Origin of the sequence: Endozoicomonas sp. 4G (genome assembly GCF_023822025.1) — a bacterium.
Classification (GTDB): Bacteria; Pseudomonadota; Gammaproteobacteria; order Pseudomonadales; family Endozoicomonadaceae; genus Endozoicomonas_A.
Genome location: NZ_CP082909.1, coordinates 3,683,822 through 3,699,689, shown reverse-complemented (window position 1 = coordinate 3,699,689; position 15,868 = coordinate 3,683,822). Strand labels below are relative to the sequence as shown.

Sequence of the window (15,868 nt, the reverse complement as noted above, 5' to 3'; positions counted from 1 at the left end):
AGATTGTTTATATCGAATAATGATTAACTGCACACTCTTTTAATCCTTGGTGTATTGAGCGGAGTGTTCAAAAACTTTGTGGGCAATCGATGTAAATCCTGTGGTCAAAGCGGTCAGTGGAAAACCAGAGCCAGTGGCTCCGAGATGGAGTCGACCAGAGGTTCTCTGAAAGTCTCTGGGAAACGCTTTCCGTGCGTCCATGGGATGCAAAGGATCCGGGTACAGTGTTTTATCCAGGTGCCCCGTGAGCAGTAAGTGTTGTGAGTAACACTCACCAGAAGGGGTGGATGCACAAGGGTCTGTGACTTCATAAGGTTGCCGGGCCGTCCAGTACAGGATCTCCTGAGCGGTGCGAGTCAACCATGAACGGTATTTACTATCGCCAAGCCCCATAAGTGTTTGCAGTCTTGGTTTCGGCTGTACTTCTTTTTCTTTTGCAAACAGACCAGACAGGTACTCGTTCAGCAGCTGTTCAATAAAGTTTTCTGTCTCCGCCACGGCCTGTTTATTTTTATAATAATAATCCGGCGAGTCCCGACGCAGGCGTGACCTTAACAATACGGCTGCCAGCAGGTTTTCACACAGGGCATTGGCAAAGCTTAAGCGTTGCAAAACCTCTGGAGTATAACCCGACGTTTTGGAGTTTTTGGAAGTAAGGCCGCTTGTCATCGAGCCGTAAAACTCAACATCGCCCCAATTTTGTAAACCATCCCAGCCAAAACCAGGACGTTCAGTCGCTTCGATCCAGCTTTCAAATTTTCCAGGTAACGGAAAGGCGTAATAATCGGAGCTTTTCAACAACGGGCTAAGGAACACCCAACGTTGCCCGTCAGTATGAAATGCCGGAATCGCTGACTTAGGCATAATGCCAAACTGACCATTAAGCACGCCAATATCATGAATGCTATTCAATAGACCTTGCTCAGGTCTTGCGTAGGGCGCGCTGCTGGTTTCATCAGGAGTATGGGCGTATTTATGATAGTTGTTTGTCGCTGTGAAGTGATAAGCCAGGAGGGCTTTTTCGTTGTGAATATAGATCTCCAGCAAGGGGTCAGTGAAGCCTCGGGCGCTCTCGGGGAGATCCTTTTCCAGTACGACAAGGTACTGGCCAAAACTTGGTTTCTTGCTTTTAAAACGGTCATTTTGGTCAATAAACTGATGCATAATGCCTTCTCGCGCCAGAGGGGATGTGAACTCTCCGATCCGTTGGAATTTATAGTAGTCAGCTTCTTCCTCGTTATCGTTCGGTATTACCAGTGTACGACCGCCAACGATGGTTCCTGCTTTTTCAAACAGTGGTCGCCGATGTTGATCAGCAAAAACCTGATGAAATTCTACGTCACTGGCATGGGCTAATTCTGACTCTAGCTGACGAGCGATATCTACACTGGCAATATGAAGGTCAGCTGCGTGAGCCATCACAACTAGTCCGAATGCCGAAGTATTAGGCAATTGACGTTTGAAAGGATGAGCAGGCTCTGCCAATTTGTCGGCAGAATCCAGTTTTAATAAAAGTGCCGGATCTTTGAGGAACTCCAGAGTATCATCCAGTAATGTTCTGGGGAGAGCAGATACCCAGACCTTCAATAACCAAGGCTTGTTAACAATTAACCTTTGTGCCAGTACGCGTATGAGTCTTTGCCGGTGTATTGGGTCATTGCAATAGTGCTCCAGATATTCTTTGTCGTTAAAATCGCAGAAAAAATCCAGATTGCGTTCAATGTAGTCTATGACAATTCCAGGGTTGTCTGGCCGTAACTTTCTGCTCAAAAAGTGTTCATACCCCCTGTCAAAGGGTATAGATTTGAGTACTAAGTCGTCTTGCTTCTTCAAAAGTTCTTCAGGAAGCTTATCCTTACCCTGATAAGGGAAATAAGGATAAATAATATTCAGAACGTGGCGTTTAAAACTTTCATCGGCATAAGTTAATTTAAAGAACTCATAAAGTAAGCCAATATTAAAACCTTCGCTGACTTCAGGCTTGTTTCTTAATATTTCCAAAAGTGAAGCCTTTGCTATATCGATTAAATCCTGAGGCAACTCATTATTCGGACTCTCAATGCAAACTAAAATAAAAGGGTTGATGTTCACCAGTTTTTTTAATAGTAAATCAAGTTTTACTTGATCTGTGCTGTATCTTTCTGAGGCAATAGAATATAACTCATCTATGATGGACATTTGAAAGTCTGATTTTGAAGTATCGAATTTATTAATCGCTTCTAAATCAGCTATTCCAGCCTTGATCAGAAATTCTTCAAAAAAATCAGGATCATCGGTAAATGTTTTATATTTGTCTGATGAAAGGAATCTAAAAAAATTATATCTCCAATATTTACTATTGAGCGCATCCAAAACGGAATCTTTGGTCAAAAAATGAACTGGAACCTTTGCTAATGTGCAGAAGCCTTTTGATAATTGTGAAAGACAGTATTCTTTGTTGTTATTTTTAATGTGTTCTGGAAGGTATCTAACTTTTATCATTCCTGAACGGATGAGTTCGTCGTACAAATCATCATTTTTAAAACAGTCTGGAAGTTTTTTCAGGGATGTTATTTTTGTACGGATATCCAGGTGACTGTAAGTAATAAAGGCCTCTTTCGGGGGGGTACCATCAGGAATATCATTAATTCTCGAATATTCAATAAGAAAAACAAAGTCGTTTTTCAGCTCGTCAGGTATGTCATCGTAGCGAAGAAAAAATTTATCATTAATGGGCTGAGCCAATAGTATATCTTTAGTTCGTTGGTTTTTTGGTATATCGACAACCGGCAAAATGCCATTCCTTACTAACTCTTTCATAAAGCTGGGTGTTTCCAAGTAAGCATCAGGCACATAATCTCTAAAGTTACCTAATGACAAATAGTCGATAACCTCCATCAATTCATCTTCTGTGAACTTATGTGTTTTACCACCATAAGCGAGCTTTTTAATCAGCTCGACTTGTTTGCCGGTAAGGATAGCGGTGTTGACATCCGGACTGGTTTTAAGACTATTTGAAGATCTGGACGATGAGGCTTCGGGCTCCATCATAAAACTTTTAAATAAGCTGGGGTGCAGTCCCCATAGCATCGGTAAAACATTGTTGAGCCTTCCTGATTTCCAGATCCCCCTTTCTGGCATCAATGCTTTAACGGCTGGCTGCAAAGCTGTAACGAATTTTTGGGGTGATGGTACGATGGCCGTTTCAGGGCTGACTTCCTCTTGTTTTTGCTGAACAGAGGCCATAAAAAAGTGCAGAGTCGCCTTTTCCAGCAGTTGCAGCATCAGCTCAGCACGGTTGGCATTCGCCAGTTGTGCAAGGGTGGCGTCAAGGCTGGTTTGAATGTCATGCTGCCCCTGCAAAGTCATCCCGAAATGTGGGTATGGGAACAGTTTATAGGTCAATTGCAGGTGGCTGTCGCAATCGGGTTGCTGCTCACCACAAAGCGACAGCTGACCGCTATGACCATCGGCCTCAAATTCAACTTTGCCAGCGACCTGTGATATCGGGAAGCTGGTCGGGGCCGAATCCGGGCTTTGGATCAGGGCTACGGTGTGGTTAATCACTGCATCGCTCAAAAGGCTGGCAATAGCATGACCATTGGCAAAATCCTTCGTCTTATCTTTCGCTTCATTGTGCAACAAGGATTCAATACTCACCGGCAGACTGTCTGAATCACCGCTGTTGGTCAGTGTCACTAACCTTGACTCCGCAGGTTTGTCTGAATAATGCATGTCGATGCGAATGGCTTCTGGCGATTCCGGTGCCACCCATGAGAGATCAATATGAACGACACTGTGTTGCGAACTGGTTTCATACAACTCCAGCCAGGGCGAGTAGCCGCCAGATAGGGGAGTCTCGACCATGGATGGATTTAATGGGAAGGGTGTTATTCGCAACATCTGCTGATGACTTTTCTGCTGGTAAATCAGCTCCAGGTAAAATCGCCTGCGGATATGGGGAAGGTCTACCTGGATTTGCTCTGAGCCCAAACGAGTACCCGTATACCAGCTGTACAGGGCACTTTTTACGCCAGGAAAAATGGCCATGGACAAGACTTGAGCTGTGTGCAGCGCCAAAGGTTTTTTTGTCCAGCGGCTCAGTATGGAGGCGGTTGTTTTGCTCACCATCCAGTAGGTCATGACACTGAATGCCAGCGAGGGCAGTGTGTTCAGTGATAAATAATCACCATAACGGCGAAAGGTAAAATCATCACCAAGGCGGAAAAAGAAGCCCAATGGTGCGGTTGGGTGAAACTCAACATCAATTGGTGACAGTGTGTTTAATTGGTTTTCATCTGCACCATAGTTCTGATTATCGGAATAGCTGAAGCCTGTCAAAAATAACAGCAGAAAAAAAATGACTAATAATGCGCCAGTTCTCATAGATTTAACCACTCGTTCCCACGCTCTGCGTGGGAATGCATACCTCCCCTGAAAAGCGGACTCTACATCGCGAGATAGGTATGGGTTCCCACGCTGGAGCATGGGAACCAGAGTAAATTGTTCAAATCGAATGATGATTAAGCGCACAGTCTTTTAATCCTCGGTGTGTTGAGCAGAGTGTTCAAAAACTTTGTGGGCAATCGATGTAAATCCCGTGGTCAGAGCGGTCAGTGGAAAACCAGATTTAGTGGCTCCGAGATGGAGTCGACCAGGGGTTCTCTGAAAGTCTCTGGGAAACTTTTTTTGTGCGTCCATGGGATGCAAAGGGTTCGGGTACAGTGTGTCATCCAGGTGCCCCGTGAGCAGCAGGTGTTTTGAGTAGCACTCACCAGAAGGGATGGATGCACAAGGGTCTGTGACTTCATAAGGTTGCCGGGCCGTCCAGTACAGGATCTCCTGAGCGGTGCGAGCCAACCATGAACGGTATTTACTATCGCCAAGCCCCATAAGTTTTTGCAGTCTTGGTTTGGGCTGTACTTCTTTTTCTTTTGCAAACAGGCCAGACAGGTACTCGTTCAGTAACCGTTCAATAAAGTTTTCTGTCTCCGCCACGGCCTGTTTATTTTTATAATAATAATCCAGCGAGTCCCGACGCAGGCGTGACCTTAACAATACGGCTGCCAGCAGGTTTTCACACAGGGCATTGGCAAAGCTTAAGCGTTGCAAAACCTCTGGAGTATAACCCGACGTTTTGGAGTCTTGGGAAGTAAGGCCGCTTACCATCGAGCCATAAAACTCAACATCGCCCCAATCTCGTAAACCGTCCCAGCCAAAATCAGGACGTTCAGTCGCTTCGATCCAGCTTTCAAATTTTCCGGGTAATGGAAAGGCGTAATACTTGGAGTTCCCCAACAACGGGCTAAGGAACACCCAACGTCGTCCGGTGTAGTGAAATGCCGGTATCGTTGACGTAGGCATAATGCCAAACTGACCATTAAGTACGCCAATATCATGAATGCTATCCAATAGACCTTGCTCAGGTCTTGCGTAAGGTGCGCTGCTGGTTTCATCAGGAGTATGAGCGTATTTACTATAGTGGTTTGTTGCTTTGTAGTGATAAACCAGGATGGCTCTTTCGCCCTTAACATCGGTCACCTGCAAGGGGTCAGTGAAGCCTTGGACGCTCTCGGGGAGATCCTTTTCCAGTACAACAAGGTACTGACCAAAACTCGGTTTCTTACTTTTAAAACGGTCATTTTTGGCAATAAACCGATGCATAATGCCTTCTTGCTCCAGGGTGGACTTGAACTCTCCGACTCGTTGGAATTTATAGTAGTCAGCCTCTTCCTCGTTATCGTTCGGTATGACCAGTGTACGACCACCAACGACGGTTCCTGCTTTTTTAAACAGCGGTAGCTGATGTTGATCAGCAAAAACCCGTTGAAATGCTAAGCCACCGGCATTGGCAAATTCTAACTGTAGCTGACGAGCGATGGTTAAATGCGCAATACGAAGATCTGTTGCATGAAGCATCACCACTAATCCAAATGCCGGAATATTGGGCGATTGAAATTTGAAGGGATGAACAGGTTCTGCCAATTTGTCGGAAGCATCCAGTTTGAATAACAGTGCCGGATCTTTGAGGAACTCCAGAGTATCATCGACTAATGTTCGGGGGAGAGCATCTACCCAGTACTTCAATAACCAAGGCTTGTTAGCAATTAACCTTTGTGCCAGTACGTGTATGAGTCTTTGCCGGTGTAGTGGGTCTTTGCAATACTGCTCCAGATATTCTTGGTCGTCAAAATAGTACAAAAAATCCAGATTCCGTTCAATGTAGTCTATGACAATTTCAGGGTTGTCTGGCCGTAACTTCCTGCTCAGAAAGTGTTCATACCCCTTGTCAAAGGGTACAGATTTGAGTACAAAATCGTCTTGCTTATTCAAAAATTCCTCAGGAAGCTTATCCACACCCTGATAAGGAAAATAAGGATAAATAATATTCAGAGCGTGGCTTTTAAAATATTTATCTGCATTAATGTTTTCAAAGAATTGATAAAGTATGCCAATATTAAAACCTTTACTTAATTCAGGCCTGTTTTTCAATATTTCCAAAAATGAAGCCTTTGCTATATCGATTAAATCCTGAGGCAATTTATCATTCAAACTCTCAATGTAAATTAAAACAAAAGGGTTGGCGTTTACCAGTTTTTTAAATAACGAATTGAGTTTTACTTCATTTGTACTGTATCTATTCGAGGCAATATCATATAATTGATCCATGATCAAATTTTGAACTCCTTTGCATGAAGTGTCGTATTTATTAATTGCTTCTAAATCAGCTATTACAGCCTTGACCAGTAATTCATCAAAAAAGTCAGGATCCTTGGTAAACGTATTATATGTATTTATTGAAAAAATTAAGTTGAAATTAGTACTCCAATATTGACTGTTGATCGAATCCAAAGCGGACTTTTTGGTCATAAAATGAGCTGGAACATCTAATAATGTGCAGAAGCCTTTTGATAATTGTGAAAGGCAGTATTCTTTATTTTTATTTTTAATGTGTTTCGGAAGCTCTTTAAGCGCTATCATTCCTGAACGGATGAGTTCGTCGTACAAGTCATCATTTTTAAAACTGGCTGGAAGTTTTGTCAGAGATTTTATTTTCTCGCGGATATCCAGGTAACCGTAAATAATAACGGCTATTTCTGGTGGGGTATTAACAGGAATACCATTCATGCTCGAAAATTCAATAAGAAAATCATTGTTTTTCAGCTCATCAGGTATTTGGTCGTAGGAATAATAATGAGAATTTTCATTAATGGGGTGAGCCAATAGCATATCTTTAGTTAGTTTGTTTTTTGGTATTTTGTAAGCCTGCAATATGCGATTTCTTACCAATTCTTTCATAAAGCTGGGTGTTTCTAAGTAAGCATTAGGCACATAATATTTAAAGTTACCTGATGACAAATAGTCAATAACCTCGAGCAATTCATCTTCTGTGAACTCATGTCTTTTACCACCATAAGCGAGCCTTTGAATCAGCTTGACTTGTTTGCCGGTAAGGATAGCGGTGTTGACATCCAGACTGGTTTTAAGACTATTTAAAGATCTGGACGATGAGGCTTCGGGCTCAATCATAAAACTTTTAAATAAGCTGGGGTGCAGTCCCCATAGAATCGGTAAAACATTGTTGAGCCTTCCTGATTTCCAGATTTCCCTTTCTGGCATCAATGCTTTAACGGCTGGCTGCAAAGCTGAAACGAATTTTTGGGGTGATGGTACGATGGCCGTTTCAGGGCTGACTTCCTCTTGTTTTTGCTGAACAGAGGCCATAAAAAAGTGCAGAGTCGCCTTTTCCAGCAGTTGCAGCATCAGCTCAGCACGGTTGGCATTCGCCAGTTGTGCAAGGGTCGCGTCAACGCTGGTTTGAATGTCATGCTGCCCCTGCAAAGTCATCCCGAAATGCGGGTATGGAAACAGTTTATAGGTCAATTGCAGGTGGCTGTCACAATCAGGTTGCTGTTCACCACAAAGCGACAGCTGACCGCTATGACCATCCGTCGCAAATTCAACCTTGCCAGCGACCTGTGATATCGGGAAGCTGGCTGGAGCCGAATCCGGACTTTGGATCAGGGCTACGGTGTGGTTAATCACTGCATCGCTCAAAAGACTTGCAATAGCATGACCATTGGCAAAATCCTTCGTCTTATCTTTCGCTTCATTGTGCAACAACGACTCAATACTCACCGGCAGACTGTCTGAATCAGCGCTGTTGGTCAGTGTCACTAACCTTGACTCCACAGGTTTGTCTGAATAATGAATGTCGATGCGAATGGCTTCTGGCGATTCCGGTGCCACCCATGAGAGATCAATATGAACGACACTGTGTTGCGAACTGGCTTCATACAGTTCCAGCCAGGGCGAGTAGCCGCCAGATAAGGGCGTCTCGACCATGGATGGATTTAATGGAAAGGGCGTTATTCGCAACATCTGTTGATGATTTTTCTGCTGGTAAATCAGCTCCAGGTAAAATCGCCTGCGGATGTGGGGAGGGTCTACCTGAATTTGCTCTGACCCCAAACGAGTACCGGTATACCAGCTGTACAGGGCACTTTTTACGCCGGGAAAAATGGCCATGGACAAGACTTGAGCTGTGTGCAGTGTTACCGGATTCACTGTCCAGCGACTCAGTATGGAGGCGGTTGTTTTACTCACCATCCAGTAGGTCATGACACTGAATGCCAGCGAGGGCAGGGTGCTCAGTGAGAGATAATCACCATAACGGCGAAACGTAAAATCGTCGCCAAGGCGGAAAAAGAAACCCAGTGGTGAGGTTGGGTGAAACTCAACATCAATCGGTGCAAGTCTGTTTAACAGAGCTTCATCTTTGTCATAATCCTGATGATCCGTATCTGAGTAGCTGAAACTTGCTAAAGACAACTGCATGAAAAAAATGAAAAATAATGCACAATCTCTCATAATTCTATGGTTTTAGATCGTAATGAAATGGTTTAAGTCCAATAATTGATGAACTCATGAAAAAAGAGTAGTGAGCTTTATCGTTATCCTTAAAACAGAAATCCAGATTTAACAGATTTAACGATTGAACCCTGTTCGCGAATGAGACTAGTCAATATTTTTGGTTCCGGCAAAAAATATTCGCTCAGTATTCTAGCCATTGCCCCAAAGATAAATGGTCTACTATTCCTGACTGTGACGGTGAACAGCGTTTATCGGGACAATACGCGAAAGGTATATTACATGCTGGCTGTTTGCAGATTTCTTTTTTTCTGCTTTGTGGTGCAACTGGCAACGATACAGCAGGCAATGGCCGCGGTTAGTCTTGCTGAGCCCATGTCTTTTAGTTCGTTGTTGCCCTTGCTGGCCACTGTTTACCGGGGGACGCCTGAAGCTAAGAATTCATTGCCTGATTTGGATCTGCCGCCCCAGCTCACCTTTCAGGATTCCATTGGGTTAAAGCTTGATGAGGAAGAATCGCTGGTTCTTGCACCTTCGCAGTTCCCTGCGGTAGCAAAAGTCAGCGATATGGCTGATGAAAACTGGCCGCAGCTTATTGCGGCTGAGTCTGTTGACAGTGATACCAGTGGTATTCGATCTGTGTTCAGATGGTCTGATCAATGGCGGCTGAACGCGTTCCCGGACGACCCGTTATTAAGATTTCTTGCCTTTATTCACGGAGCCGCCTTTTGTGTGCAGGATAATAATGGGCAGCTGTCATACATTATACAGCGCAACGGCAAGCTGTTATCTGTCAGCAGGTTTGAAGCTTACTTACAGTTCAGTCTGTATAGCCAGAGTTTCCTTGAGTCACTGTATCCGGAGATTTTCGGCCCGTCGCTGCCAGCGAGTGGCGGCTGGCATGAATGGAACCGTTTTGTTCGCAAGCAGCCTTTTCATCCCTATAAGAGTCCCGAACAGGATGCTAATAATGAAAGGCCTGTAAGCCTCAAAGGCGGTAATCATGAAAGACCATCACGATCTGAAGCTCATTCAGTGCGTCATTCAGAAAGTAGTTCAGAACAAGCTCGGGAACCCGGTACAGCATCTACCAAAAGAGATGGAAAGCAAGAACACCTGAACCAGCAGAAAGTTGAGGCTATTTACGATTATAAACCGCCAGAAAATGGCGATGAAACACCCATTCCGTTATACGCGATCGCTTTTCTTAATAAAGACCAGCAACATATGTATTGCCCCGTTTGCGATGAATTCATTTCCGGAGAAGCGAAAATCTGCCATTCCAGTACTCCTCACAGTATCTGTATCGGGTGTTACAATGGAATGATTCGAGCAGGTGTGGAAAACATTGGACAATGTGTCAGCTGTCGTGGAGCAATGAATGATCATTCATTCAACTACGAAGATGCTGCCGCGCTCGTCATGTTTCAATGTCCGTTAGGGTGTGACTACAGCTGCCCGCTGGCATTCATGAAGAATCATATCAAAGAGGATCATAGTATCCTTGACGATCGATCAGAACCCATGAGCCGGGGTCAGGAAGAACAGGCAATTCCTCCGGGTAGTGTATTATTTTATGGTGTGCCGGTAACGCCAGAAGATAAAGAGAGAGTCGAGCAATTTCTTCTCGCTTGCCGTCAGATCAACGATCCCGAACACCTGCAACTGGCAGAGACATTTACCCGGATATTCGAGGCAGGTCAGAACCGGTGCAAACAGCTGGCCGATGGTCAATCTGGACAGCAGAGCACAGGCGCAGCATGTCATACCCATCACTCATCCTATGCTTTTTTTCAATTCCGGAGGAAACAGCCTTGATTCGGCTTACTTGAAATGCATCAGAAGCGCGGGTCAACAAAGCGCCAAATGCCGTTTTTGTAATACCCGTTTATCGTTGAATCAAGGTGTGACGAGTATAGGGGGTGCATTTAAACAACTGCTGGGGAATGGTTCCTTGTCCTAATGCCGCTGATGGCTGTACTTTTCAACATCAGCCTGCCTTAGTGCCACTGCACCTGAGGAAATGCCGTTACAACAAAGTCAAATGCCGGATATGCCTCCAACAGGTAATTTTATCGGGAATGAGAGAACACAGAGAAAACTGCCTGTCCAGTGTGCGACTGGATCAGTGTGATACCTTGTTTTATGAAAAAACCGAACAGAAACCCATTCAACTCTGCACAAGGAAAGAGAAAACAGGAGTTATTCCAGTGTATAAGACACCTGAAGAGGATACCTTCTACTGTAAAATTTCAAAGCTTTTTTATGAGTCAATAACCGACAGAGGGTATAAATCCGGAAAATACTCCATAAAGTTTATGGGCGATAACCCTGATGCCTCCGATAGTTTTTCTGTTAAATTCAAATTTGATATCTTGGAAGGTAGTTTGACTTTCGAAATAGATCCGCAAGCAGAACATCGCCGCATGGCACTACCCATAATTTTTAACGGAAAAGGTGAAAAGCTGGTAGACAAATCGTTTGTACTAACAGGTGACTCATCATGTGAAGAGTGTGGTTGCGATATTAGTCGCGATATGAGTACGCATCCCGATCCTTATCCAATATGCCTATCGAGTTTACTCTGGCAACACCTGTCTGGCAAAGACAAAGGTAAACACAACAATGATTTTCCTGAGTGTGTTTACGTTCAGATTAAACTCACCCCGGTTGGCCGGTAGAGCATTTGATGGTCTATCCTGCTATGCAATATCGAATTCACTGGGAGTGGAAGGCATCTCTGTCCCGGTAATTCATTGAATGGAAAAGCAGGTAATTGGCACTAAGGAAAGTCCATCGACAATAATTTTTTAACTCGATTATACATTCCCATTAATTGATTTCTGACTGGGATGGTGAATCACGGAGATCATAGCGATATGAAAAAAAACTATTACACATTGGCTGTTAGCAGATTTCTTTTTTTCTGCCTTATAGTGCAACTGGTAACGATACAACAGGCAATGGCTGCGAGTAGTCTTGCTGAGCCCATGTCATTAAGTTCGTTGTTACCCTTGCTGGCCACTGTTTACCGGAGTCCTGAAGCAAAGAACTCATTGCCTGATTTGGATCCACCGCCTCATCAGCCAGTGCCATTTCCAAAAAATGTCGGAGACAGTCCAGACTCTTTTGACCCCTTCGTTACTATGGTTGCACCGCAATACCGTGAGATAAAGTCACAGCTCACCGTTCAGGATCCCATTTGGCTAGAGCTTGATGAGGAAGCGTCTTTGGTTCTTACGCCTTCGGAGTTTCCTGCGGTAGCAAAAGTCAGCGATATGGCTGATGAAAACTGGCTGCAGCTTATTGCGGCTGATGAATCTGTTGGCAGTGATACCAGCGGTATTCGAGCTGTGTTCCAATGGGCTGATCAATGGCAGTTGAATGCCTTTTCAGATGACTCACTACTAAGGTTTCTTACCTTTATTCACGGAGCTGCCTTTTGTGTGCAGGATGATAATGGGCAGCTGTCATACGTTATACAGCGCAACGGCAAGCTGTTGTCTGTCAGCAGGTCTGAAGCTTACTTACAGTTCAGTTTGTATAGCCAGAGTTTCCTTGAGTCACTGTATCCGGAGATTTTTGGCCCGTCGCTGCCAGCGGGGGGTGGCTGGCACGAATGGAATCGTTTTGTTCGCAAGCAGCCTTTGCTTCCCGATGAAAGGCCTGAACAGAATGCCAATAATCCTTCTGGTGTTCAAAGACCTTTAAGCCCTGAAGGTGAGAATAATCAAGGATCGACCCGAACTGAAGCTCATGCCATCGATCACTCAGAACAAAGCTCAGAACTGCACAGGGAAAACAGGCTTCCCAGTGTGCAACTGGATCAGGATCATGCCTTATTATATGACCGAATCAGGCAGAAGCCCATTCGGCTCTATGGAGATAATGATAAAAAGGGGACTATTCCAGTGTATAAGGTACATGGAGAAGATACCTACTATCTCAAGATTTCAAAGCTTTTTATGAATCAATAACTCAGGATGGACGTATAAAGGCAGCAGAGCACAGTGTAAACTTTATCGGCAAGGATCCCAAAAAGCTCCCTGATTTTTTTATAGACTTTCATTTTAATGCACAGTTAAGTAGTTTGAGTTTAAAAATACATGTATTAAACGGAGATATAAAAAAATGTCGTCGTATGGCCCTACCCATCATTTTTAACGAAAAAGGTGAAAGGCTGTTAAATAAATCATTTGTACTAAGAGGCCAATCGTCGTGTAATGAATGTGGTTGTGAGGTTACTGAAAATACGATCACTCATCCCAACCCTTATCCAATATGTTTAAATAGCTTATTTTTTGGCGCGTTATATAACAACGATAGAATTCGTCACAATTTCAATTTTCCTGAATGCATTTACGTTCAGATTAAACTCAACCCGGTTGAGTAATAGAGCATCTATTCTCGGTCAGGCTCCTAGGAATGGTTCTCATTTCCAGCATCTGGCAGAGTTTTTTGAATAACGGATAGTAGGGCGATATGAAAAAAAACTATTACGCATTGACTGTTTGCAGATTTCTTTTTTTCTGCATTACGATGCAACTGGCAATAATACAGCAGGCAATGGCCGCGGGTAGTCTCGCTGATCCCATGTCATTCAGTTCGTTGTTGCCCTTGCTGGCCACTGTTTACCGGGGTACTCCTGAAGCAAAGAACTCATTGCCTGTTTTGGATCCACCGCCCCAGTCAGTGCAAATCCCGGGAAATATCGGAGATAGTCCAGACTCTTTTGACCCCTTCTTTTCCGTGGTTTCACCGCAATACCGTGAGATAAAGTCACAGCTAACCTTTCAGGATTCCATCGGGCTAAAGCTTGACGAGGAAGAGTCTTTGGTTCTTGCGCCTTCGGAGTTCCCTGCGGTAGCAAAAGTCAGCGATATGGCTGATGAAAACTGGCCGCAGCTTATTGCGGCTGAGTCTGTTGACAGTGATACCAGTGGTATTCGATCTGTGTTCAGATGGTCTGATCAATGGCGGCTGAACGCGTTCCCGGACGACCCGTTATTAAGATTTCTTGCCTTTATTCACGGAGCCGCCTTTTGTGTGCAGGATAATAATGGGCAGCTGTCATACATTATACAGCGCAACGGCAAGCTGTTATCTGTCAGCAGGTTTGAAGCTTACTTACAGTTCAGTCTGTATAGCCAGAGTTTCCTTGAGTCACTGTATCCGGAGATTTTCGGCCCGTCGCTGCCAGCGAGTGGCGGCTGGCATGAATGGAACCGTTTTGTTCGCAAGCAGCCTTTTCATCCCTATAAGAGTCCCGAACAGGATGCTAATAATGAAAGGCCTGTAAGCCTCAAAGGCGGTAATCATGAAAGACCATCACGATCTGAAGCTCATTCAGTGCGTCATTCAGAAAGTAGTTCAGAACAAGCTCGGGAACCCGGTACAGCATCTACCAAAAGAGATGGAAAGCAAGAACACCTGAACCAGCAGAAAGTTGAGGCTATTTACGATTATAAACCGCCAGAAAATGGCGATGAAACACCCATTCCGTTATACGCGATCGCTTTTCTTAATAAAGACCAGCAACATATGTATTGCCCCGTTTGCGATGAATTCATTTCCGGAGAAGCGAAAATCTGCCATTCCAGTACTCCTCACAGTATCTGTATCGGGTGTTACAATGGAATGATTCGAGCAGGTGTGGAAAACATTGGACAATGTGTCAGCTGTCGTGGAGCAATGAATGATCATTCATTCAACTACGAAGATGCTGCCGCGCTCGTCATGTTTCAATGTCCGTTAGGGTGTGACTACAGCTGCCCGCTGGCATTCATGAAGAATCATATCAAAGAGGATCATAGTATCCTTGACGATCGATCAGAACCCATGAGCCGGGGTCAGGAAGAACAGGCAATTCCTCCGGGTAGTGTATTATTTTATGGTGTGCCGGTAACGCCAGAAGATAAAGAGAGAGTCGAGCAATTTCTTCTCGCTTGCCGTCAGATCAACGATCCCGAACACCTGCAACTGGCAGAGACATTTACCCGGATATTCGAGGCAGGTCAGAACCGGTGCAAACAGCTGGCCGATGGTCAATCTGGACAGCAGAGCACAGGCGCAGCATGTCATACCCATCACTCATCCTATGCTTTTTTCAATTCCGGAGGAAACAGCCTTGATTCGGCTTACTTGAAATGCATCAGAAGCGCGGGTCAACAAAGCGCCAAATGCCGTTTTTGTAATACCCGTTTATCGTTGAATCAAGGTGTGACGAGTATAGGGGTGCATTTAAACAACTGCTGGGGAATGGTTCCTTGTCCTAATGCCGCTGATGGCTGTACTTTTCAACATCAGCCTGCCTTAGTGCCACTGCACCTGAGGAAATGCCGTTACAACAAAGTCAAATGCCGGATATGCCTCCAACAGGTAATTTTATCGGGAATGAGAGAACACAGAGAAAACTGCCTGTCCAGTGTGCGACTGGATCAGTGTGATACCTTGTTTTATGAAAAAACCGAACAGAAACCCATTCAACTCTGCACAAGGAAAGAGAAAACAGGAGTTATTCCAGTGTATAAGACACCTGAAGAGGATACCTTCTACTGTAAAATTTCAAAGCTTTTTTATGAGTCAATAACCGACAGAGGGTATAAATCCGGAAAATACTCCATAAAGTTTATGGGCGATAACCCTGATGCCTCCGATAGTTTTTCTGTTAAATTCAAATTTGATATCTTGGAAGGTAGTTTGACTTTCGAAATAGATCCGCAAGCAGAACATCGCCGCATGGCACTACCCATAATTTTTAACGGAAAAGGTGAAAAGCTGGTAGACAAATCGTTTGTACTAACAGGTGACTCATCATGTGAAGAGTGTGGTTGCGATATTAGTCGCGATATGAGTACGCATCCCGATCCTTATCCAATATGCCTATCGAGTTTACTCTGGCAACACCTGTCTGGCAAAGACAAAGGTAAACACAACAATGATTTTCCTGAGTGTGTTTACGTTCAGATTAAACTCACCCCGGTTGGCCGGTAGAGCATTTGATGGTCTATCCTGCTAT

General features: G+C 44.3%; 6 protein-coding genes. 4 read left to right on the top strand and 2 right to left on the bottom strand.

Features of this window, described 5'->3' with window-relative positions; all coding sequences use genetic code 11:
- Positions 1-39: 39 nt before the first annotated feature.
- Together K7B67_RS14435 and K7B67_RS14430 are read right to left on the bottom strand one after the other, a co-directional pair.
- Positions 40-3,678: a hypothetical protein gene (locus K7B67_RS14435; RefSeq protein WP_252176593.1), complete on the bottom strand. Its 3,639-nt coding sequence runs from the start codon at positions 3,676-3,678 to the stop codon at positions 40-42.
- Positions 3,679-4,518: 840 nt separating this feature from the next.
- Positions 4,519-8,157, bottom strand: a complete 3,639-nt coding sequence (locus K7B67_RS14430; RefSeq protein WP_252176592.1) for a hypothetical protein — start codon at positions 8,155-8,157, stop codon at positions 4,519-4,521.
- Positions 8,158-9,132: 975 nt separating this feature from the next.
- On the opposite strand from K7B67_RS14430, the gene K7B67_RS14425 reads away from it, so the two are divergent.
- The 4 genes from K7B67_RS14425 (at position 9,133) to K7B67_RS14410 (ending at position 15,843) form a co-directional block, all read left to right on the top strand.
- A complete protein-coding gene (locus K7B67_RS14425; RefSeq protein WP_252176591.1) occupies positions 9,133-10,668 on the top strand; it encodes a hypothetical protein in 1,536 nt (511 codons plus the stop codon).
- Between the two features lie 320 nt (positions 10,669-10,988).
- A complete protein-coding gene (locus K7B67_RS14420; protein WP_252176590.1) occupies positions 10,989-11,531 on the top strand; it encodes a hypothetical protein in 543 nt (180 codons plus the stop codon).
- A 198-nt stretch (positions 11,532-11,729) separates the two neighbouring features.
- The gene (locus tag K7B67_RS14415) at positions 11,730-12,827 is read left to right on the top strand and encodes a hypothetical protein (protein WP_252176589.1); all 1,098 of its coding nucleotides are present in this window, start codon (positions 11,730-11,732) and stop codon (positions 12,825-12,827) included.
- A 505-nt stretch (positions 12,828-13,332) separates the two neighbouring features.
- Entirely contained in the window at positions 13,333-15,843 is a 2,511-nt protein-coding gene (locus K7B67_RS14410; RefSeq protein ID WP_252176588.1) for a hypothetical protein, read from the top strand.
- Positions 15,844-15,868 lie beyond the last annotated feature (25 nt).

What these genes read in the sequence shown, in the direction of transcription:
- K7B67_RS14415 (WP_252176589.1), top strand. Translation starts at nt 11,730, where the DNA reads ATGAAAAAAAACTATTACACATTGGCTGTTAGCAGATTTCTTTTTTTC.
- K7B67_RS14410 (WP_252176588.1), top strand. Translation starts at nt 13,333, where the DNA reads ATGAAAAAAAACTATTACGCATTGACTGTTTGCAGATTTCTTTTTTTC.
- K7B67_RS14425 (WP_252176591.1), top strand. Translation starts at nt 9,133, where the DNA reads ATGCTGGCTGTTTGCAGATTTCTTTTTTTCTGCTTTGTGGTGCAACTG.